Source organism: Pseudomonas sp. MS646 (genome assembly GCF_036693845.1).
In the GTDB taxonomy this organism is placed as follows: Bacteria; Pseudomonadota; Gammaproteobacteria; order Pseudomonadales; family Pseudomonadaceae; genus Aquipseudomonas; species Aquipseudomonas chlororaphis_E.
In genome coordinates this window covers 4,418,380-4,439,372 of sequence record NZ_CP144763.1, presented here as the reverse complement: position 1 = coordinate 4,439,372, position 20,993 = coordinate 4,418,380, and the positions used below count along the sequence as shown (strand labels likewise).

Annotated in this window: 20 protein-coding genes and 4 tRNA genes; 19 read left to right on the top strand and 5 right to left on the bottom strand. The window is 63.4% G+C overall.

Annotated features, from left to right (window positions below):
• Nucleotides 1–66 precede the first annotated feature (66 nt).
• Nucleotides 67–1,110 carry a HAMP domain-containing sensor histidine kinase gene (locus V3H56_RS19415; protein ID WP_123578356.1) on the bottom strand — a complete coding sequence of 348 codons (1,044 nt, stop codon included), beginning with the start codon at nt 1,108–1,110 and terminating at the stop codon, nt 67–69.
• Nucleotides 1,110–1,868: a response regulator gene (locus tag V3H56_RS19410; RefSeq protein ID WP_042729943.1), complete on the bottom strand. Its 759-nt coding sequence runs from the start codon at nt 1,866–1,868 to the stop codon at nt 1,110–1,112. Before V3H56_RS19410 ends, V3H56_RS19415 begins: the two co-directional genes overlap by 1 nt.
• Nucleotides 1,869–2,158: 290 nt before the next feature.
• Between V3H56_RS19410 and pyrF the strand changes: the two genes are divergently transcribed.
• Nucleotides 2,159–2,857 (top strand): orotidine-5'-phosphate decarboxylase, encoded by a 699-nt coding sequence (gene pyrF, locus V3H56_RS19405; RefSeq protein WP_161796108.1) that lies wholly within the window; start codon nt 2,159–2,161, stop codon nt 2,855–2,857.
• Between the two features lie 125 nt (nt 2,858–2,982).
• On the opposite strand, the gene V3H56_RS19400 is transcribed toward pyrF, so the two are convergent.
• Nucleotides 2,983–3,987, bottom strand: a complete 1,005-nt coding sequence (locus V3H56_RS19400) for an NADP-dependent oxidoreductase (RefSeq protein ID WP_047736445.1) — start codon at nt 3,985–3,987, stop codon at nt 2,983–2,985.
• A gap of 224 nt (nt 3,988–4,211) precedes the next feature.
• On the opposite strand from V3H56_RS19400, the gene V3H56_RS19395 reads away from it, so the two are divergent.
• The 3 genes from V3H56_RS19395 to V3H56_RS19385 all read left to right on the top strand — a co-directional run bounded on the left by V3H56_RS19395 (nt 4,212) and on the right by V3H56_RS19385 (nt 8,651).
• Complete coding sequence (locus tag V3H56_RS19395; RefSeq protein ID WP_042729940.1) at nt 4,212–4,973, top strand: SDR family oxidoreductase; 762 nt, start codon at nt 4,212–4,214, stop codon at nt 4,971–4,973.
• Nucleotides 4,974–5,178: 205 nt separating this feature from the next.
• Nucleotides 5,179–6,576 carry a PLP-dependent aminotransferase family protein gene (locus tag V3H56_RS19390; protein WP_042729939.1) on the top strand — a complete coding sequence of 466 codons (1,398 nt, stop codon included), beginning with the start codon at nt 5,179–5,181 and terminating at the stop codon, nt 6,574–6,576.
• A gap of 110 nt (nt 6,577–6,686) precedes the next feature.
• On the top strand, nt 6,687–8,651 hold the full coding sequence (locus tag V3H56_RS19385; RefSeq protein WP_042729938.1) for a methyl-accepting chemotaxis protein: 1,965 nt from the start codon (nt 6,687–6,689) through the stop codon (nt 8,649–8,651).
• Nucleotides 8,652–8,793: 142 nt separating this feature from the next.
• Here the strand turns inward: V3H56_RS19385 and V3H56_RS19380 are convergent, their stop codons facing one another.
• Nucleotides 8,794–9,552 (bottom strand): hypothetical protein, encoded by a 759-nt coding sequence (locus V3H56_RS19380; protein WP_042729937.1) that lies wholly within the window; start codon nt 9,550–9,552, stop codon nt 8,794–8,796.
• Between the two features lie 371 nt (nt 9,553–9,923).
• Here V3H56_RS19380 and V3H56_RS19375 point away from each other — a divergent pair.
• The 4 genes from V3H56_RS19375 to V3H56_RS19360 all read left to right on the top strand — a co-directional run bounded on the left by V3H56_RS19375 (nt 9,924) and on the right by V3H56_RS19360 (nt 10,337).
• A tRNA-Glu gene (locus V3H56_RS19375) sits at nt 9,924–9,999 on the top strand.
• 2 nt (nt 10,000–10,001) lie between these two features.
• Nucleotides 10,002–10,077 (top strand) — tRNA-Gly (locus V3H56_RS19370).
• A gap of 105 nt (nt 10,078–10,182) precedes the next feature.
• Nucleotides 10,183–10,258: transfer RNA gene (locus tag V3H56_RS19365), tRNA-Glu, on the top strand.
• Nucleotides 10,259–10,261: 3 nt separating this feature from the next.
• A tRNA-Gly gene (locus V3H56_RS19360) sits at nt 10,262–10,337 on the top strand.
• 102 nt (nt 10,338–10,439) lie between these two features.
• Here the strand turns inward: V3H56_RS19360 and V3H56_RS19355 are convergent.
• Complete coding sequence (locus V3H56_RS19355; RefSeq protein WP_042729936.1) at nt 10,440–11,309, bottom strand: response regulator transcription factor; 870 nt, start codon at nt 11,307–11,309, stop codon at nt 10,440–10,442.
• 276 nt (nt 11,310–11,585) lie between these two features.
• Between V3H56_RS19355 and V3H56_RS19350 the strand changes: the two genes are divergently transcribed.
• The 11 genes from V3H56_RS19350 to V3H56_RS19300 all read left to right on the top strand — a co-directional run bounded on the left by V3H56_RS19350 (nt 11,586) and on the right by V3H56_RS19300 (nt 20,968).
• Nucleotides 11,586–11,777 carry a pilus assembly protein PilA gene (locus V3H56_RS19350; protein WP_042729935.1) on the top strand — a complete coding sequence of 64 codons (192 nt, stop codon included), beginning with the start codon at nt 11,586–11,588 and terminating at the stop codon, nt 11,775–11,777.
• A gap of 137 nt (nt 11,778–11,914) precedes the next feature.
• The gene (locus tag V3H56_RS19345; protein ID WP_042729934.1) at nt 11,915–12,106 is read left to right on the top strand and encodes a Flp family type IVb pilin; all 192 of its coding nucleotides are present in this window, start codon (nt 11,915–11,917) and stop codon (nt 12,104–12,106) included.
• Between the two features lie 144 nt (nt 12,107–12,250).
• Complete coding sequence (locus tag V3H56_RS19340; RefSeq protein WP_338473771.1) at nt 12,251–12,781, top strand: prepilin peptidase; 531 nt, start codon at nt 12,251–12,253, stop codon at nt 12,779–12,781.
• 2 nt (nt 12,782–12,783) lie between these two features.
• Nucleotides 12,784–14,112, top strand: coding sequence for an ATPase AAA (locus tag V3H56_RS19335; protein WP_042729932.1), 1,329 nt, complete (start codon nt 12,784–12,786; stop codon nt 14,110–14,112).
• Nucleotides 14,113–14,127: 15 nt separating this feature from the next.
• Nucleotides 14,128–14,940, top strand: coding sequence for a Flp pilus assembly protein CpaB (gene cpaB / locus V3H56_RS19330; RefSeq protein ID WP_338473770.1), 813 nt, complete (start codon nt 14,128–14,130; stop codon nt 14,938–14,940).
• Between the two features lie 74 nt (nt 14,941–15,014).
• Complete coding sequence (locus V3H56_RS19325) at nt 15,015–16,349, top strand: TadE/TadG family type IV pilus assembly protein (protein WP_338473769.1); 1,335 nt, start codon at nt 15,015–15,017, stop codon at nt 16,347–16,349.
• An 8-nt stretch (nt 16,350–16,357) separates the two neighbouring features.
• Nucleotides 16,358–16,837 carry a TadE/TadG family type IV pilus assembly protein gene (locus V3H56_RS19320; protein WP_338473768.1) on the top strand — a complete coding sequence of 160 codons (480 nt, stop codon included), beginning with the start codon at nt 16,358–16,360 and terminating at the stop codon, nt 16,835–16,837.
• Nucleotides 16,837–17,331, top strand: coding sequence for a TadE/TadG family type IV pilus assembly protein (locus tag V3H56_RS19315; protein WP_047736441.1), 495 nt, complete (start codon nt 16,837–16,839; stop codon nt 17,329–17,331). Before V3H56_RS19320 ends, V3H56_RS19315 begins: the two co-directional genes overlap by 1 nt.
• Nucleotides 17,325–18,545 (top strand): AAA family ATPase, encoded by a 1,221-nt coding sequence (locus V3H56_RS19310; protein ID WP_042729927.1) that lies wholly within the window; start codon nt 17,325–17,327, stop codon nt 18,543–18,545. The genes V3H56_RS19315 and V3H56_RS19310 overlap by 7 nt, the downstream gene beginning before the upstream one ends.
• A gap of 3 nt (nt 18,546–18,548) precedes the next feature.
• Nucleotides 18,549–19,985, top strand: coding sequence for a CpaF family protein (locus tag V3H56_RS19305; RefSeq protein WP_047736440.1), 1,437 nt, complete (start codon nt 18,549–18,551; stop codon nt 19,983–19,985).
• The gene (locus V3H56_RS19300) at nt 19,982–20,968 is read left to right on the top strand and encodes a type II secretion system F family protein (protein ID WP_042732753.1); all 987 of its coding nucleotides are present in this window, start codon (nt 19,982–19,984) and stop codon (nt 20,966–20,968) included. The genes V3H56_RS19305 and V3H56_RS19300 overlap by 4 nt, the downstream gene beginning before the upstream one ends.
• Nucleotides 20,969–20,993: the final 25 nt, after the last annotated feature.

Here is a 20,993-nt window from a genome sequence, read left to right as displayed (position 1 = left end):
GTGGGGTTTGTATCGCAGGCCATACACAGCCCCGGCTCACCCTTGAACCCTGTGGGAACTGGGGGCTCAGGTGCGTGGCAGGTGGATGACGGCCGTCAATCCGCCGCCCGGTGTTTCTTCCAGGTTCAACTGCCCGCCGAGGCGTTCGGCGGCTTCCCGAGCGATGGTCATGCCCAGGCCGACGCCGCCGGAGTTGCGGTTGCGCGAGCCTTCCAGGCGATAGAAGGGTTCGAACACCGCTTCACGCTTGTCTGGGGCAATGCCGGGGCCGTGGTCGATGACCCGGATCAGCACCCGGTCGCCCTGGTCGTCCAGGGTGATCAAGGCGTGGCCCGCATAGCGCAGGGCATTGTCCATCAGGTTGTTGACGCACGAGCGCAGCGCCATCGGCTGCACGTGCAGCGGCGCGCACGCGCCACTGGCCTGTACGTCGGCGCCCTGGTCCTGGGCGTTTTCGCTCAGCGATTCCACCAGGGCCTGCACGTCCATCCATTGCAAGGCTTCGCTGGTGCGCTGTTCATGCAGGTAGGTGAGGGTGGCATCGAGCATGCCGATCATGTCGTCCAGGTCCTGGCGCATCTGGCCTTGCAGCTTTACGTCGTCGATCTGCTCCAGGCGCAGCTTGAGCCGCGACAGCGGCGTGCGCAGGTCGTGGGACACCGCGCCGAGCATGCGTGAACGCTGCTGCACCTGCTCGCGAATCCGTTGCTGCATCAGGTTGAACGTATGGGCTGCCTGGCGCGCCTCGCGTGGGCCGTCCTCGGCCAGCGGCGGGCTGTCGAGGTCTTCGCTCAGGCGTTCGGCGGCGTTGCTCAGGCGCTGGATCGGCCGGGTCAACAGCTTGGCGCCATACCAGGCGGCCACGATCAGGAACACGAACTGCAACGTCAGCGGCACCACCGGCCCGCCGAACCACGGACGCTCGGCATGCTCGGGCGGAGGGCCGAAGGGCGGAGGGCCGTCGCCATGCTGGGTAAACTCGGGTGGCGGTCCGGGCGGCGGTTTGTCGTAGACGGAAAACCAGGCAAAGGCCAACAGGTGCGCCAGGACAATCGCCAGCAGCAGGACGCCAAACAGCCGGCCGAACAGGGAGTCGAGGCGCAGCCGCATCAACCGATGTCCCGGGCGTCGAACAGATAGCCCTCGCCACGCACGGTCTTGATCAATTGCGGGGCCTTCGGGTCGTCGCCCAGTTTCTGGCGCAGGCGCGAGACCAGCAGGTCGATGCTGCGGTCGAACGCCTCGATGGAGCGTCCACGGGCGGCGTCCAGCAGTTGTTCGCGGCTGAGCACCCGGCGCGGTCGTTCGATGAACACCCATAGCAGGCGGAACTCGGCGTTGGACAGCGGCACCACCAGCCCGTCGAGGGAAATCAGTTGGCGCAGCACGCTGTTGAGCCGCCAGTTATCGAAGCGGATGTTGGCCCGTTGTTCGCTGCGGTCGTCGCGTACCCGGCGCAGGATGGTCTGGATACGGGCCACCAGCTCCCTGGGCTCGAACGGTTTTGCCATGTAGTCATCGGCACCCAGTTCCAGGCCGATGATGCGGTCGGTGGGTTCGCAGCGGGCGGTGAGCATCAGGATCGGGATGTCCGATTCGGCCCGCAGCCAGCGGCACAATTGCAGGCCGTCTTCACCGGGCAGCATCAGGTCGAGCACGACCACGTCGAAGTGCTCGGCCTGCAACGCCTGGCGCATGGCCGCGCCATCGGTCACACCGCTGGCGCGTATGCCGAAGCGGGCCAGGTAATCGATCAGCAGTTCGCGGATCGGCACATCGTCGTCGACGATCAGCGCCCGGGTGTTCCAGCGCTTGTCGTCGTCGCACGCTTTGTGATCATCGGCATTTGCAACAGGGGTGTTCTGCATGGATGCATCATCTGCCAGGTAAGCTGCCAATCGCAAAGGAGGCGGCAAGGTTGAGGCTTCAGCATAGGCTTCGGACCGCGAGGCGTGAAGCGCTGAAAGGACGGGGTGCGGCGGCAGACGGTAGCGTGCCGGCGTATTGGGGGCGTGTCAGCCCTGTATCGACTTCGACACAAAGGTCGGGATCGTCCATGCTCGGGGTGACGCGGTGAGATTTACCGATCATCGGGTCCCCCACCGGCGCTGGTTCCGCTACAATGCGCGCCGATTTCGACTTGCCTGAGAGCCCGCTCATGTCCGCCTGCCAGACGCCCATCATCGTCGCCCTGGATTTCCCTACCCGTGACGCCGCCCTGAAGCTGGCCGACCAGTTGGACCCCAAGCTCTGCCGGGTCAAAGTCGGCAAGGAACTGTTCACCAGTTGCGCGTCTGAAATCGTCGGCACCCTGCGTGACAAGGGGTTCGAGGTGTTCCTGGACCTGAAATTCCACGACATCCCCAACACCACCGCCATGGCCGTGAAGGCCGCGGCCGAGATGGGCGTCTGGATGGTCAACGTGCACTGTTCCGGCGGCCTGCGCATGATGGCGGCCTGCCGCGAAGTGCTGGACCAGCGCAGTGGCCCGCAACCGCTGCTGATCGGCGTAACCGTGCTGACCAGCATGGAACGCGAGGACCTGGCCGGGATCGGCCTGGACATCGAGCCTCAGGAACAAGTGCTGCGCCTGGCAGCGCTGGCCCAGAAAGCGGGTCTGGACGGTTTGGTCTGCTCGGCCCTGGAAGCCAATGCACTGAAGACCGCGCACCCGTCGCTGCAACTGGTGACCCCGGGGATTCGCCCGGCGGGCAGCGCCCAGGACGACCAGCGCCGTATCCTGACCCCGCGCCAGGCGCTGGACGCCGGTTCCGACTACCTGGTGATCGGCCGTCCGATCAGCCAGGCCGTCGATCCGGCCCAGGCGCTGGCGGCGGTCGTGGCCGAACTGGCCTGACCTGATACCGAAGATCCCTGATGTGGGAGCGAGCTTGCTCGCGATAGCGGTATGTCAGTCAATATCAATGTTGACTGACAGGGCCCCTTCGCGAGCAAGCCCGCTCCCACATCAGGTGTTTTGTGTCAGACCTTGAGTACCAACTTTCCGAAGTTCTCCCCGCTGAACAGTTTGGTCAGGGTTTCGGGAAACGTCTCCAGGCCTTCGACGATATCTTCCTTGCTCTTGAGTTGCCCCTTGGCCATCCAGCCCGCCATTTCCTGGCCGGCGGCGGCGAACTGCGCGGCATGGTCCATGACCACGAAGCCCTCCATGCGCGCCCGGTTGACCAGCAGCGACAGGTAGTTGGCAGGGCCCTTGACCGCTTCCTTGTTGTTGTACTGGCTGATGGCGCCGCAGATCACCACGCGGGCCTTGAGGTTCAAGCGGCTGAGCACGGCATCGAGGATGTCGCCGCCGACGTTGTCGAAATACACGTCCACGCCCTTGGGGCATTCGCGCTTGAGGCCAGCCTGGACGTCTTCGCTCTTGTAGTCGATGGCCCCGTCGAAGCCCAGTTCATCGATCAGGAACCTGCATTTGTCGGCCCCGCCGGCGATCCCCACCACGCGGCAGCCCTTGAGCTTGGCGATCTGCCCGGCAATGCTGCCTACCGCACCGGCGGCGCCCGACAGCACGACCGTCTCGCCGGCCTTTGGCGCGCCCACATCCAGCAGGGCGAAATAGGCCGTCATGCCGGTCATGCCCAGCGCTGACAGGTAGCGCGGCAGCGGGGCCAGTTTCGGATCGACTTTGTAGAAACCCCGTGGCTCGCCGAGGAAGTAATCCTGCACCCCCAGCGCGCCGTTGACGTAGTCCCCCACCGCAAACCCCGGGTTGTTCGACGCAATCACCTGGCCAACCCCCAGGGCTCGCATCACTTCGCCAATGCCCACTGGCGCGATGTACGACTTGCCCTCGTTCATCCAGCCGCGCATGGCCGGGTCCAGGGACAGGTATTCGTTTTTCACCAGGATCTGGCCGGCGGCCGGTTCGCCGACCGGTACTTGCTGATAAGTGAACGTCTCGCGGGTCGCCGCGCCCACCGGGCGCTTGGCGAGCAGGAATTGGCGATTGGTCTGGGCAGTCATGGCTGGCACTCACGATGAATGAAGCCTTGTTGATAGCCCTTCGAGACAATTGCCGCAAGGTTTGCCGGCCCAGCGAATGCACTTCGATCCAACGCAGTGATAGTGGCGCCGGGCTCGTTATCACTGGCGCCCATGAGCCACCCACCGGCGCCTGGATAGTGCTGCCGCGCTGCACGGGGCCGTGGCTACACTGGCGAAACATCGCATTCTTCGAGGAACTGACAATGAGCATGACGTTTTCCGGGCAGGTCGCCGTGGTCACGGGCGCTGCCGCAGGCATTGGCCGGGCGACCGCCCAGGCCTTCGCCGCGCAAGGCTTGAAGGTGGTGGCGGCCGACCTGGATGTGGCGGGCGGCGAGGGCACGGTGCAGGCGATTCGCGAGGCGGGCGGCGAGGCGGTGTTCGTGCGTTGTGACGTGACGCAGGAAAGCGATGTGCAGAACCTGATGAATGAGGTGATCCACGCCTACGGTCGTCTCGACTACGCCTTCAACAACGCCGGGATCGAGATCGAGAAGGGCAAGCTGGCCGACGGCACCGTCGATGAGTTCGACGCCATCATGGGGGTCAACGTGAAGGGCGTCTGGCTGTGCATGAAATACCAGTTGCCTTTGCTGCTGGCCCAGGGCGGCGGGGCCATCGTCAATACGGCCTCGGTGGCGGGCCTGGGTGCGGCACCGAAAATGAGCATCTATGCGGCCTCCAAGCATGCGGTGATCGGCCTGACCAAATCGGCGGCCATCGAGTACGCCAAGAAAAAAATCCGCGTGAATGCGGTGTGCCCGGCCGTGATCGACACCGACATGTTCCGGCGAGCCTATGAAGCGGACCCGAAGAAAGCTGACTTCGCTAATGCCATGCACCCGGTGGGACGGATCGGTAAAGTCGAAGAGATTGCCAGCGCCGTGCTGTACCTGTGCAGCGATGGCGCGGCCTTTACCACCGGCCATTCCCTGGCGGTGGACGGCGGTGTCACGGCGTTCTGAGGACGTGTCACCTGGCTTGTAGGAAAAAGCCCGCACTGGTTGCGGGCTTTTTCTTGGTTGGTCGAAAAAGCACCGACGCGGTCCATCAAAGTATTTCAAAGGGTGTGAAACGGCTGCTTTGGCGGGTTTGTCGTACATCGCCGCAGGGCCGCCTGTGCTTAACTGTTTCCGGAAATAAAACAAACGCTTAGGAGTCTGGTCACTCATGGAATTGAGAATCGACCGACAGGCCCTGGTGCCTGTCGTGCAGCAAATTGTCGACGCGCTGACCGGCTGGATCCGCCAGGACGCCGTGCAGCCGGGCACGCGCTTGCCGTCTATCCGGCAACTGGCACGGCAGAACCTGCTCAGCCAGTCGAGTGTCAACGAGGCCTGTGAGCGTCTGGTCGCCCAAGGGGTGTTGGCGTCCCGGCATGGCTCAAGCTTCTTCGTCGCGCCACCGCCTTCCCTCGGCCTCGCATCCAACGACGGAACCTGCCCGGAACACCCGCCGCTGGCACGCGGCGGCCTTGCCGACAACTCGGCGTGGGCGCTGAAGCTGGGGGCCGGCGGGCTGCCTGAGCGCTGGCGCGAAAGCGACGACCTGGGCTATGCGATCCGCCAGGTCACCCGCACCGACATGGCGGGGCTGTTCAGCTACAGCACGTCGTTGGGCTTGCCCGCCCTGCGTGAGCAACTGTCCCGGCGCTTGAAGCAACTCAATATCGAGGCCGCGCAAGACCTTATCCTGACCACCCACGGCGCTACCCAGGCGTTGGACCTGATCGTGCGGACACAGCTGGCGCCGGGCAGTTGCGTGGTGGTGGAGAGCCCCGGCTACCCGAAACTGTTCGAGCTGCTGAGGCTGCACGGCATCGACATGCTCGAACTGCCCAGGACCCCTCGAGGCCCGGACGTCGAGGCTTTGCAGACTCTGCTGGCGACGCATCGGCCCCGTGCGCTGTTCGTCAACAGCGCCTGCCATAACCCGACCGGCAGCAGCCTGTCCCTGGGGGTGGCGCAACGCTTGCTGGCGCTGGCCCGGGAACACGGGATGCTGGTGATCGAAGACGATGTCTACGCCGATTTCCAGGGTTCGACACGCACCCGCCTGGCGGCCCTGGATGCCGATGTGATCTATGTAGGCAGTTTTTCAAAAACCCTGAGCAGTTCGTTGCGAGTCGGGTTCGTGGTGGCGCCTGTGCCCATCATCGCCCGGCTCAGTGAGGTCAAGGAGGTCACGAGCCTGGGCGTTTCACGGTTCAGCGAAGCGGTGCTGGCCAATCTCCTGGCCAACGGTGCCTATCGCAAGCTGGTGCAGCGCCAGCGGCAGCGTTTGGGGGGCGACATGGCGGCTGTGTTGCAGGTGCTGGAGGAGGCCGACTGGGAGGTGTTCGGCAAGCCGACCGGGGGGCTGTTCATCTGGGCACGCCCACCGTTATGCGACTACGCTGGAGTGCAGCGTCTGGCCAAACGGTTCGGTGTGCAGCTGTCTTCGCCCACGGCCTTCAGCCCTTCAGGCGCCGACAGCCAGTGGCTGCGGATCAATGTGGCTTATGCCTGTGATCCGAGGGCGTTGGCGTTTTTCCGGGGCGCGGCCCTGGATCGACCTCGAGTGTCCTGAAAACGACGCGGCTGTAGCTTTTTGCCATTATTCCGACGCCAGCATCTTGTGTTGCAGGGCGTCTCGTTGCGAATCTGCGAACAACACACACTGGCAGAGGACTGAGCGCAATGATTTCGGCCGTGCAAGGACGTTTTGCCAACCTGGGTATGGCAAAGAAACTGGGTATCGGGTTTGTCCTGGTATTGTTGCTCACGGCCGTGGTCGCGGCCATTGGCGTGTGGTCCTTGCGCACCATCAGCCTGCGTTTCGACGGACTCAAGCAGATGTCCTCCCTCAACAGCGAACTGCTGAAGGTGCGCTTGCTCGAGCAGGAATACGCCTTGCGCTCCGACCCCAAGACGGCCGACACCCTGCGCAAGGGGGTCGACGGCCTGGTGGCCCAGGCCGATGCGCTCAAGGCCCAGACACCTGAAAACCTGTCGGTGATGAACGATGTGCAACAGGCGCTGGCGGATTACCGCAAGGCGTTCGATGAATTCGTCGGGTTGAGCCAGAGCAAGGACCTGGCGCTGGAAATGGCCAGTTGGTCGGTGTCCAGTGTCGCCAACAACCTGGACGTGTTGCAGGCCGGTCTGGCGGACGACGGCGCCTACACCCTGAAGGATTCCGAGGGCAAGGAGGGCGCCGAGTTCATCGAGCAGGCCAACCAGGTCAGCGAAGTGTCACGGTTGATGCTGCAGGCCATGAACGAAGCGCGCGTACGCCTGGACCAGAGCCGCAAAGGCAGCGAGGACGCCGGGCAAGGCCCGATCGAGCAGGCCGAGCAAGCCATGAAGCAGGCCGAGGCGCTCAAGACCCAGGTCAAGGATCCGGGCTACCAGACCGTGCTCAACGAGGTGGCCGGGCACATTGCCGGTTTCAACACGCAACTGGCCGAGTACACCGGCCTGTTGGCGAAGGAAAAAGGCGTCTACCAGGAACTTCACGAGCGTGCCGGCCAAGTGGTGGAGCGGGTCAACCAGGCCTACGCCGCCGAAGACCATGCCATGCAGGCGGAGTTGAAAAAGAACTCGCTGTTGATCATCGGCTCGTCGGCCCTTGCCCTGCTGGTGGGGTTGATTGCCGCCTGGGTCATTACCCGGCTGATCGTTGCGCCGCTGCGCAGCGTCATCCGCGTGGCCCAGCAGATCGCGGCGGGGGACCTGAGCGCCACGGTGCAGGTGACGCGCCGGGATGAGATCGGCCAGTTGATGCTCGCCATGCAGCAGATGGGCGCGGGGCTGAGCGGCATCGTCAGCGGCTTGCAGGCGGGTATCGAACAGCTCGCCAACTCCGCGCAATCGCTGTCGGCCGTGACCGAACAGACCAACCTGGAAGTCAGCAGCCAGAAAGAGGAGACCGAGCAGGTTGCCACGGCCATGAACCAGATGACCGCCACGGTGCATGACGTGGCCCGCAATGCCGAGGAAGCGGCCCTGGCGGCGCAGACGGCCGATGACAAGGTCGAGAGCGGTCAGCAGGTGGTGCGCCAGAGCATGGTGCGTATCGAGCAGTTGGCCGACTCGGCCACGTCGGCCAGTTCCAGTATCGAAAGCCTCAGTGCCGAGATCCAGAACATCGGCACGGTGCTGAGCGTGATCAAGAGCGTCGCCGAACAAACCAACCTGCTGGCGCTCAACGCTGCCATCGAGGCCGCACGCGCTGGCGAGCAGGGTAGGGGGTTTGCGGTGGTGGCTGACGAGGTGCGGGCCCTGGCCAGACGCACGCAGCAGTCCACCGAAGAGATCGAGCGGTTGGTGAGCGCATTGCGTTCAGCGGCCCAGGCTTCCGTGCAGCAGATCCAGAGCAGCGGCGAGCTGGTGAAGATGGCTGTCAGCGATGCGCTGCAAACCGAAAGTGCCTTGGGCAGTATTGCCGCGGCGGTGTCGTTGATTCAGCAGATGAACCAGCAGATCGCGGCGGCCGCCGAACAGCAGAGTTCGGTGGCCGAAGAGATCAACCGCAGCGTCACCAGTATCCGTGCCAGCGCCGATCAATCGTCCCTGGCGATGCAAGGCAATGCCGCTTCCAGCATCGAGCTGGCGCAGTTGGGGGTTGAGTTGAAGGGGATGGTGGGGCATTTCAGGCTGTGAGCCGCCATAGCTGGCTCACCGATGGAGGAGCACGTAGCGAGGAGGGGATCCACTGTCGAGCACGCAGCGCTCGTACATTTCAGGGCTGCCGCGCAGCCCTGCGGGGATAAATCCCCTCGTCACCCTGAGGTTCGACGAGGTCTCAGTCGTAGACCTTCTTCTTCTTCCACTCGTCGTTCATTTCGTCTTCCTTCAAGCCTTCGGTCAACTGGTTGACCTCGCCTTCGACCGGCTTGGTGCTGGCCAGGACCATTGCGTTGGCGCGGGCCAGGAGCTTTTCGAGGTAGTCGAGCTGTTCGGCGTAGACCTGGGGCTCCTGCTGTTTGCGCAGATACTGCACGCCGCGTTCGAACGCCAGGCGGGCCTGGCCCGGTTGTTCCTGTTGCAAGGCTTGCTGGCCGAGGTTGTTGAAGAACTCGATGTGCAGCAGGACCAGGATATGCCGCACTTCGCGGACCCAGCGCTTGGCTTCGTTGGGCGGCAGGAAGCCGTCCTGGGCGGCACGGGTGATCTGGCCGTGGAGGGCTTCGAGCAGGAAGCGAACGTCCTTGGCCTTGGCTTCGGTCAGGATCGGTGCCGGCGGATTGCCCACCGGGATCGATTCACCTTGTGCTGCCAATGCGGTCAGTTCGTCCAGGCGTGCCTTGACCGCGGTATTGGTCTTGTCCAGGTTCAGCAGGCGCTGGCAGACGTTCATCTCAAGGCGCGTCAGCAGCAGTTTCAAGGCCGGCGTCATCAATTGCCCGGGGAAGGTTTCGGTGAGCTCGCCACAGCGCCGCATCCGGTCGTTGAGTTCAACCTTGGTGCGGACCTTTTCCAGCTTGTTGTTTTCCACCACATGGTTCATGTAGCCAATGGCGATCAACAGTGCGATCCCGGCTACGACGAGCAGGGTGATCATGAGTGGTGTCACCGGTAAGACCTCTTTATTGGGGTACGCATGTCATGAGTGTAGTGGCTTGGCTTTTAAGCGCATAGGCCTGAGCGGCGCGATTAGACGGGCGTCGTGCTGTTTATAGGGAATGCGGCTCAATGGCTGCACATTGCCACTATTTGCCGGATGCGACTATAGCGCCTTGGCGGGCGACAGAATATAGACGTCAGAGACCGGGCGAGCAAAATCGGCGAATCGCCCTCAAACCCTGGGAAGTCATTGATTTAAATAAATTTATATCTGGGGGTTGACGACCTCCCAATCCATCCATAGAATGCGCGCCACTTACAGCGTAAAGCACTCAGCGAAACGCGATAAGCAGTGAATGTTGTACGTGTGTCCCCTTCGTCTAGTGGCCTAGGACACCGCCCTTTCACGGCGGTAACAGGGGTTCGAGTCCCCTAGGGGACGCCAATGCGGGAATAGCTCAGTTGGTAGAGCACGACCTTGCCAAGGTCGGGGTCGCGAGTTCGAGTCTCGTTTCCCGCTCCAATTTTAAACAGCGTTGCTTTCGGGCAGGGCTGAGTGAAACCAGAAACGTCATTTTCGGATGCGGGTCTGGGCACTGGAACACACACCATGTGTTCCGGGCAGCGTGTCCCCTTCGTCTAGTGGCCTAGGACACCGCCCTTTCACGGCGGTAACAGGGGTTCGAGTCCCCTAGGGGACGCCATTTGCGGGAATAGCTCAGTTGGTAGAGCACGACCTTGCCAAGGTCGGGGTCGCGAGTTCGAGTCTCGTTTCCCGCTCCAAATTCAAGAAAACGCCGCTCATTGAGCGGCGTTTTTTTATGCCTGGAGAAAAGTCATCGAGCCGACTGTGGATAACCCAATGAGCCCTGGGGCGTGCCGGGGTCATCCCTCCAGGCTCTGCACCAAGCTGTCGAGCGCCGCTGTGCTGGCCTCGTCGGGCACTGCTTGCGATGGGCTCGCGACGCGCAGTTGCTGTGCCGAGCGGTATTCGCTGGGGGTGCAACTGGCGTATTGCTTGAACGCCCGGGCGAAATAGGACGGGTCCTTGAAACCGGCCTCGTAGCCGATGCTGGTGATCGGCATCTGGCTGTTGTCGAGCAGTTCCTTGGCGAAACTCATGCGTTTGTTCAGCACGTAATCGGTGAAGCCCAGCCCGTTGGCCTCCTTGAACAGGCGGCTGAAGCGAAAGGTGGTCATGCCACAACGCTTGGCAAGATCGCGCTGGTCGATGCTTTCGCGAAAATGCTGGTCGATGTACAGCATGATGTGGCTCAGGGCCTGGTGCTTCTGGTGTCCGGAGGTCAGGCGAATGCTGTCGGGCAGGGTGGGGGCGTGGTCGATCTGCGAGGTCTTGCCCCGGCCATTGGCAGTACGGCGCAATTCGCACAATTGCACCACGGCCGTCAGGTAGCGCTTGCGCTCGTTGGCGGGCAGGGGCAGCACCATGTATTCCCAGACGCTGGAGCGCATCGCCCAGACCGCAAGCTCTTCGGAGTGCTGCACGGTGAACATGGTGATGGGAATCGTGGGCGCGGTGCGCTTGATCTCCAGCAGCCGGCGCAGCCCCGGCGTGTCGGGCCGGTCGAAATGGATGCAGATCATGTCGACCTGTTCGCCACTGGGCAACATGGCGTTCTTGGCCAGCGTGCAGTCGCAAGCGTCCTCGAACTGGGCGACCAGTTCCCGGGTGGAGCGATCGTGCGTCAGATCGAACCACAACAGCTTTGGCTTTCCAGTCAGATGTGGCGCCATAGGACGACTACCCAGCGGTTCTTGCTGCCCTTTAGCTAGCAGTATTGCCAATGTGCTATCACTTCGCCGAATAAATTTTCATAAGCCCGCCCCCCTTGGCGCCAGGCCGCGGACCGCCTGCGCCCCCCGCCGACCCACACCTGGCCTGGGGCGCAAAATAATCCTAGGGATGTGCAAAATCCTCCTAACGACCCTCCACCCCTCATGACTAGGGTTGCATCAGGCAGTTCGCAATGTGCTGCCCCCTTGCGAAAACAACCCGATGAGGTGCGCGAAATGACTCTTCAAACAATCAAGGCTTCGGTACTGAAGTTCGCCAAAGATGAAGACGGCCTGACCATTGTGGAATACGCCGTGGCCGGTGGGTTGATCACGGTGGCCGTGGCCGCGATGTTTATCCTGCTGGGCAGCGCCGTGAACACCAAGATCACCGCCCTGTGTGCGGCGGTCAAAGGCGCTGCGTGCTAACGGCCACCCCGGTCGGGAAGCGCGGTGAAGCCCATCGAGGCGCTGGTTTCGTCGAGGGTTGAAGCTTCGATGACGTCTTGCTGGGTTTTACGCCGCTCCTTCCCGCGATGTGTTGCGATTGATGTGAGGTAACTGACATGACCCTTCAAACAATCAGAACTTCGATCAGTAAGTTCGCCAGGGATGAAGATGGCCTGACCATCGTCGAGTACGCCGTCGCCGGCGGGCTGATCACCGTGGCGGTGGCCGCCATGTTCGTCCTGCTGGGCGGAGCCGTGAATGACCGGATCACTGCACTGTGTGCCGCCGTGAAAGGTGCGGCCTGCTGACCGTCATTGCTACCAAGCGTGCAGTGAAGCCTATCGAGGCCACCGGTTTTCGTTTTCGCCGACCCACGCGGCGGATGACCGCTTGATAGGTTTCCTCAGGTGCAGTGTCGCCTGCCAATGATCATTAGATGAGGGAGACGCATCATGTCCATGGAGTTGCTGGTGTCGACGTTACTGCTGCTGGGGTTGCTGGGTTTGGCGGTGGTGAGCGACCTGCGTCGCCATCGCATCCCCAACGCGCTGGTCCTGGCAGGGTTGGCCCTGGGTTTGGCGAGCGAGGCCAATGCAGGCGGGCTCGGTGCAGTGGGCGACAGTGTGCTGGGCATGTTGATCTGCTTCGCGCTGTTCCTGCCCATGTATGCCGTCGGCGGCATGGCGGCCGGCGACGTCAAGCTGATGACCATGGTCGGCAGTTTCCTGCCCTTTCATTACGCCCTGTGGGCCGCGCTGTTCAGCCTGATTGCCGGTGGCGTGTGTGGCTTGCTGATGGTGCTGGCCCGCGGTCAGTTGTTGCAGACCCTCGGGCGCTACTGGTTGATCCTGCGGGCCCAGGCGTACCTGGCGCCTGGCTCGGATGAGGTGGCCGGCAAGCCGTTTCCCTACTCGATCGCGATCCTGATCGGCACCTTGAACAGCGTTTACTGGCAGTTGGTCGCCGGCGGCTGGGGAGTGTAGTCATGCACGTCATCAATGATAGTGATGCCTACCCCAGCGAGCGGGAGGCGGTGCAACGCCTGGCACCCCAGCCGTGCACCATCCGCGACACCGGCCTGAGCGACAGTTTCCTGGGTGAGTTGGTGTGCAAGCACCTGCATGACGCCGGCGTGCTGGACCTGCCTCGGCTGGTAGAGCGCCTGGCCCTGACGGGCGCCGTGCTGGAAGAAGTCCTGGCGTTCCTGCGCAAGGACGGTCGTGTCGAAGTCCTCGGCCAGGTCGGCCAGGCCAGTGTGCAGTCGTTGCGTTACGGCCTGACCGAGCGCGGTCGCAATTTTGCCCGTGACGCCCTGGCGCGCAGCGGCTACATCGGGGCGGCGCCGTTTCCGGTGAGCACCTATCGTTCGCTGATCAAGATCCAGACCATTCACCACGGCCGCATCACCGCCACTGACATGAATCGCGCCCTGGCAGGCGTGGTGCTGACCCAGGGGATGCTCGACCAGTTGGGCGTGGCGCTCAATTCCGGCCGGGCGATCATGATCTATGGCCCGGCGGGCACCGGCAAGACCTATGTCAGCAGCCGGCTGATCCGTCTGTTTGCCGAAGCGATCTGGGTGCCCCACGCCATCGTCATCAACGAGTCGGTGATCGAGATCTACGACCCGCAAGTGCACCAGCGCCTGGATGACAATCGTCAATCGAACAACCTGATGCTCAATGAGGGCATCGACCGCCGGTTGCTCTGCTGCAAACGCCCGATCGTCATCACCGGCGGCGAGTTGAGCATGGAACAGCTGGACGTGCGCTATGACCCCTTTACCCGCCAGTACCAGGCGGCCTTGCAGCTCAAGGCCAGCAATGGGTTGTTCATCATCGATGACATGGGCCGCCAGCGCATGGCGCCGGCCGAGCTGCTCAATCGCTGGATCGTGCCCATGGAAGAGAAGCGCGACTTCATCAACCTGGGCGGTGGCCGGCACTGTGAGCTGCCGTTCGACCTGGTCCTGGTGTTTTCCACCAACCTCAATCCCTTGGAACTGGCCGACGAGGCCTTCCTGCGGCGCATTGGCTACAAGGTGCAGTTCGGCTACCTCAGGCCCGAGGAGTACGAGCGCATCTGGCGCCAGGAATGCGAGCGCCTGGGCATCGCCCATGACCCGTTGCTGGTGCGCTATGTGCTGCAGCGTTTGTACGCCGGTGAAGGCATGCCGCTGGTGCCTTGCCATCCTCGCGATCTGCTGAACATGGCGCTCGATCGCCAGCGTTACCTGGGCGGTTCCGGACCGCTGTTGCCGCAGGAGTTGGAATGGGCCTGGCACAACTATTTTGTCCAGCTCGACTTTCTTTGATTCGGAGATACCGACATGAGCTCCCGTACGCTTTCGCTGATAGGCGTTTCTCTGGTAATGGGCCTTGGTGCCGCATGGATGGCCGATTCCTGGCTGAACGCACGACTCAATGCCACCCCCGATGACCATTTGCGCAGCGTGGTGGTGGCCACGGTGGAAATCCCCTTCGGGCAGATGGTCGAGGCCCAGCAGGTCACGACCGTGCGAATGCCCATGGACACGATTCCGGACGACGCCTTCGACTCCAGCGAGCAGGCCGTGGGCAAGATCGCCACGTTCGACATCCTGCGCGGCGACATTGTGCGCAGTGCCCGTTTGAGCGAGCACCTGGGCGGCAGCACCCTGGCCTCGCTGATCGCCCCCGACAAGCGTGCCATCTCGGTACGGGTGGATGATGTGGTCGGCGTGGGCGGTTTCCTGTTGCCGGGTAACCGGGTCGACGTTCTGGCGACGAAAAACACCGCGGCCGGCAGCAACAACGCCGTGTCCCGCACGCTCCTGGAAAATCTGCGGGTACTGGCGGTGGACCAGACGGCCGGCACCGACAAGACCCAGCCGGTGGTGGTGCGGGCGGTGACGCTGGAGATGACGACCACTGAAGCCGAGGCATTGGTGACCGCGCAGACCGAAGGCAAGCTGCAACTGGCCCTGCGCAACCCGTTGAACCTGGAGAAAAAAGCCGTGGCCGTGGCGCCGACACCGGCCGCACCGGTCGTGGCGGTGGCCGCACCGGCTCCAAGGCCTGTGGTGCAACGCATCGCCAAGGCGCAGGACAGTTCGATCACGGTGATCCGTGGGGTCGAGCGCAGCGTCATCAACCTTCGCTAGCAGGCCCCGGCGCCATCGGGCTGGCCAGGCGATGGCAATGCCGATCCTCTCCCTCAGTCAGCGAGGATGCGACGATGAAACCCAGTATCCGGCAGCCTTTCACGGTGCCTCGGCGCCAGGGAGGGGCGGTGAGTGTGTTGATGGTGATCGCGTTGGTGGCGATTTCCATGATGGCGGCACTGGCCCTGGACGGCGGACACATGTTGCTGAACAAGACGCGCCTGCAAAATGCGGTGGACGCCGCCGCCCTGAGCGGCGCCAAGACCCTGAGCCAGGTCAGCGGCGGCCTCAACATGGCCAGCACGACCCGGACAGCGGCCCTGGACACCTTGAACAAGAACGCCCAGGCCTCGGGCAACGCTGAACTGGCCACCGCTGTTGGCGGTAATCCGGGTGCCTTTGCCGTGGTGGAGCTGGCCAGCAGTGTCTACGGACCGTTTTCCTATCCCGGCCCGGCGAATGCCAAGTACGTGCGGGTGTCGGTGTCCAGCTATCAGCTGAATGGTTTTTTCTGGAATTTCGTGCAGTCGATGGGCAGCGCCGGCCTGGGCGCCAAAAGCGTGGCCGCCATCGCCACTGCCGGCCCCAGTCCCACCGCGCCCTGCGACCTGGCCCCGCTGATGGTTTGCGGCGACCCCACGCAGTACAACCCGGGGGCGGGCAATTTCTGGGGGTATCACTTCGGTGACCTGGAAGTCTTGAAGACGGCCGCAGGCAACACGTCGCCCATCGGCCCCGGCAATTTCCAGTTGCTCGATTTCGGCTCAGGCGGCAGCGCGGTGCGCGAAGACCTGGCGGGCGGTGGTTCGGTCTGCCGCAGCGTCGGGGACAACGTCCAGACCGCGCCCGGTAACAAGGCCGGCCCGACGTCCCAAGGCATGAATACACGTTTTGGGATCTACAACGGCCCGGTCAGTGCGTCGGACTATCCACCGGACCTGGTCACCGCCTCGAGCACCCCGGCGATGACCTACAACGACACGCTCTCCCAGGCGCAATACAAAGGCAAGCCTGTGACGTCGAGCAACGGCGATCTCTCGGCCGGTGGCGAGGCGATCCAGGACTACAACGACTGGCGGACCAAGGTTGCCGCCTGTGTGGCCGGTGGCGCGAGCGGTTGCCAGAGCAACGGCGTGTTCGAGCGCCGGATGCTGAAGATCGTGGTCGGCAACTGCACCGGCAAGCAGGGTGGTTCGACGTCGATCCCGGTGTTGGGGTTCGGTTGCTATTTCGTCGTGCAGCCGGTGGATGGCGGCGGCTCGGACTCGCTGGTGTTCGGTCAATTCGTCCGGGAGTGCGAAGGCGACGGCGTACCGGGCCCCACGCCTTCGAGCGATGCCGGGCCGCAGATCATCCAGCTCTACAAGACCTATCTCAACGGCAGCGGCACGCCGAGCACCGACTCGTAGGAGGCGCCATGGGACTTGCCCGATTTCAATCACCCCGCGCCCAGCAAGGGGTGGCGCTGGTGGAGTTCACCCTGGTGCTGCCGGTGTTGCTGTTGTTGCTGTTGGCCTTCGGCGAGTTCGGCCGGATGCTCTACCAGTACAACGTGCTGCTGCAGGCCAGCCGCGATGCTGATCGTTTCGTCGCCAGCCAGGCCTGGAATGGCACCCTTGGTGGCGTCGCCCTGAGCAACACGCTCCAGACCCAGACCCGGAACGTGGCGGTGTATGGCGTGCCCAGCCAGGCCGGCAGCGCCGTGCTGTCGGGGTTGACCACGGCCAACGTGCAGGTCGCCGCCGTCGGCACCGACCACGTGCGCGTCACCATCACCTACACCTTCTGCCCGGTGATTGGCGCGGGCAACTGCACCGGGTCGATCCCGGGGTTGTTCGGCGCCGCCATCCCGCTGGGTATCTCGCTGGTGGCGACCACTGTCATGAGGGCGTTGTGATGAACGGCAAGCACATGGGCGGTACATACATCGTGGAGTTTTCCTTCGTCGGCCTGCTGGTGTTCGTCCTGCTGTTCGGCGTGGTGGAGATGGGCCGGCTGTACTTCACCGCCAATGCCCTGGACGAGGCCGCGCGACGCGGTGCGCGCCTGGCAGCGGTGTGCAACATCAGCGACCCGGTGGTGCTGCGCCGGGCGATCTTCAATGCCGCGACCGACGCCGGCACCAGCCAACTGATCAGCAGCCTGGCGACCTCGAACCTGGCGCTGACCTACCTGGATGTCAACGGCGCCGTGGTGGCGAACCCCGCCGACACGGTCAGCGCCACCGGCTTCCGGGCCATTCGCTACGTCCGGTTGAGCGTGCAGAACTACGTTTTCAATCTGTTCATTCCCGGGCTGGGCGTGCCCATTACCTTGCCTGCGTTCCAGGCAACCTTGCCACGCGAAAGCCTTGGGCGTCATTCCGACTCCGCGGAGATCACACCATGCTGAGTACCAGGGAAAACCCACTTGCGACCGTTACCGGCAAAGCCGGGCTGCGGTTACTGATCAGCAGCCGCGACGCCACGTCTCTGCGCGACCTGCAGTGTGTCTGCCAACGCATGCCCTGCCTGGAAGTCAGCACGCGGCTGGTGAGCAACGGGCATGTCGACCCACTCTACGGCCTGGACCGGATGCCCGACTTGTTGCTGTTGCGGGTCAGCCACCTGTGGCGCGAGGAGTTGGCGGCCTTGCTGCAACGCCCGGCCCATGAACGCCCACCGATGCTGGTGTGCGGGCCGCTGGGCGAACAGGACGGCATGCGCCTGGCGATGCAGGCCGGTGCCCGGGATGTGCTGCCTGAACCGGTCGCCGAAACGGAGTTGGTGGCCGCCCTGAATCGCCTGGTGGCGGAGGTGCGCCTGGGCAACGGCGCCGAAGGCAAGCTGGTCGCCGTGATCAGTGCCAAGGGCGGTTCCGGCGCAACGTTGGTGGCGTGCAACCTGGCCCAGCAACTCAGCGCCCGGGCGGGCAATACCCTGTTGCTGGACATGGACCTGCAGTTCGGCAGCGTGACCCATTACCTGGACGTGGCACAGACCCATAGCCACCTGGAAGTGCTGCAACAGGTCGAAGATCTGGACAGCCTTGCCCTGCGGGGTTTCTGCAGTCATTTCAGCCCGACCTTGCACGTGCTCGGTGGCCGGGCCGGCGAATTGTGCCTGCCCCAGGACGCCCAACCCGAACAACTCGATGCCTTGCTGCAATTGGCCCGCGCCAGCTACGACTGGATCGTGGTGGACCTGCCGCGCCAGATCGACTCGCTCACCGGCTCTGTGCTGGAGCAGGTGGACCGGGTCTACGTGGTGGTGCAGCAGAGCGTCAGCCACCTGCGCGATGCCAGCGCCCTGGTGCGGATACTTCGCGAGGACCTGGGCGTGCGCGGCGACCAGTTGCAGATCGTGGTCAACCGCTACGACAAGTCGACGACGATCAGCCTCAAGGATATCGGCGAGGCCCTGCGCTGCGCGAACCTGTCGAAATTACCCAATGACTTCAACCTGGTCAGCCAGAGTCAGAACACTGGCGTGCCGTTGGGGCTGCATGCGCCGAAAGCTGCGATCACCGCCGCCTTGCGCGATTTGACCGAAGACCTGGTCGGTCACCAGATGGCCACGAACAAAGGCCTGTTCAAACGCGCCTTCAACCGTTTCTTCGGGGGATGACCCATGATCAGCGACTTCCGCACCCGCTTGCGCAAACAGCCCGCCAAACCCGGCCCTTCCAGCGTCCACGGCGACAGCCTCGCGGAGCCGGCCGAAGCCTTGATGGCCTGGGAACAGGCCGTCCCGGACGTGCTCTACGAAACCCGCACCCAGGTGACACCGGTGGAAGCCGAGTGGCGGGAAAAAATCTACCAACAGTTGCTCAAGGTGATGGACCTGTCACTGCTCGATGCCCTCGAGCAGGTCGAGGCCACGCGGCAGATTCGCGACATCTGCCAGCGCCTGCTGGACGAACATTCGGCGCCGGTGAGTTCCGCCAGCCGGCAACTGATCATCAAGCAGATCACCGACGAGGTGCTGGGCCTTGGCCCGCTGGAACCGCTGTTGGCCGACCACAGCGTGTCCGACATCCTGGTCAATGGCTTTGCCTCGGTGTACGTCGAGCGCTTCGGCAAATTGCAACGCACCGATGTGCGCTTTCGCGATGACCAGCATCTGCTGAACATCATCGACCGGATCGTCTCCAGCCTTGGCCGGCGCATCGACGAATCCTCGCCGCTGGTGGACGCCCGGCTCAAGGATGGCTCGCGGGTCAACGCGATCATCCCGCCGTTGGCCATCGACGGGCCGAGCATGTCGATCCGGCGTTTCGCGGTGGACCTGCTCAACACCGACAGCCTGATCCAGGTGGGCACCATGACCCCGGCCATTGCCTTGCTGCTCAAGGCCATCGTCCGTGGACGCCTGAACGTGCTGATCTCCGGCGGAACCGGCAGTGGCAAGACCACCATGCTCAACGTGCTGTCCAGTTTCATTCCCCACAACGAACGGATCGTCACCATCGAGGACTCCGCCGAACTGCAACTGCAGCAACCCCACGTGGTCCGCCTGGAAACCCGGCCTTCGAACATCGAGGGGCGGGGTGAGGTGAGCCAGCGTGAACTGGTGCGCAACAGCCTGCGGATGCGCCCCGATCGCATCGTGATCGGTGAAGTGCGCGGCGCCGAGGCGCTGGACATGCTCACGGCCATGAACACCGGTCACGACGGCTCCCTGACCACCATCCACGCCAATACGGCTCGCGATGCCCTGGGGCGCATCGAGAACATGGTGTCGATGACCGGGGCTACGTTTCCGATCAAGGCGATGCGTCAACAAATTGCCTCGGCCATCGACGTGGTGATCCAACTGGAGCGTCAAGAAGATGGCAAGCGACGGGTGGTCAGCATGCAGGAGATCAACGGCATGGAAGGGGAGGTCATCACCATGACCGAGATTTTCTCTTTCGTGCGCCAGGGCATCGGTGAACACGGCGAAGTGCTCGGCGATTATCGACCCAGCGGCATGATCCCGGCGTTCCGCGAGGTGTTGGCCAAGCGCGGCATCGAGTTGCCACTGAGCCTGTTCCGCCCTGAATGGATGGAGGCGCGGCAGTCATGAACGGTATTCCCGGCGAATTCATCCTGATTTTCCTTGGCATGGTCTTCATCGCGGTCTTTCTGCTGTCCCAGGGCGTGGTGGTGCCGGTGTTCGGCGAGGCCGGCAAGATGCGCAAACGCATTCGTGGGCGCTTGCACGTGCTGGAGAAGGCCAACCATTTGCCCAATATGCAGACCGTGTTGCGGCACAAGTACCTGACACGCCTGTCGCCCCTGGAAGCTCGACTCGAGCAGTTGCCGTTCATGGCCAGCCTGACGCAGTTGATCGAGCAGGCCGGCCACGAGTACCGCGCCTACCGGGTGATGCTGCTGGGCCTGGTCCTGGGTGCGGTGGCGGGAGCGTCGGTGCTGATGGTGACGCCGCTCTGGTGGGTGGCGCTGCTGACCACGCTGGCCGTCACCTGGTTGCCGGTGCTGAAGATCCTGCGTGACCGCAGCAAGCGCTTCAACGCGTTCGAGGAAGGCCTGCCGGACGCGCTGGACGCCATGTGCCGGGCCCTGCGCGCCGGCCATCCGTTCAACGAAACCTTGCGCCTGGTTGCCGACGAGCACAAAGGGCCGGTCGCCCAGGAGTTCGGCTTGACCTTCGCCGACATCAACTATGGCAACGACGTACGCCGGGCGATGCTGGGCCTGCTGGAGCGCATGCCGAGCATGACGGTGATGATGCTGGTGACGTCGATCCTCATCCACCGCGAGACCGGCGGCAACCTCACCGAAGTGCTGGAACGCCTGAGTCGGTTGATTCGCGGGCGCTTCCGCTTCCAGCGCAAGATCCGCACGTTGTCGGCCGAAGGTCGCATGTCGGCCTGGGTGCTGGTGGCGATTCCCTTTGTGCTGGCGATCGCCATCGTGCTCACCAGCCCCAGCTACATGCCGGTGCTGCTCAATGATCCGATCGGCCACAAGCTGATCATCGGCGCCTTCTGCGCCATGCTGGTCGGGATTTTCTGGATCCGCAAAATCATCCGGATCCAGGTCTGATCGCTGCCCTGACACGAGGTATCAG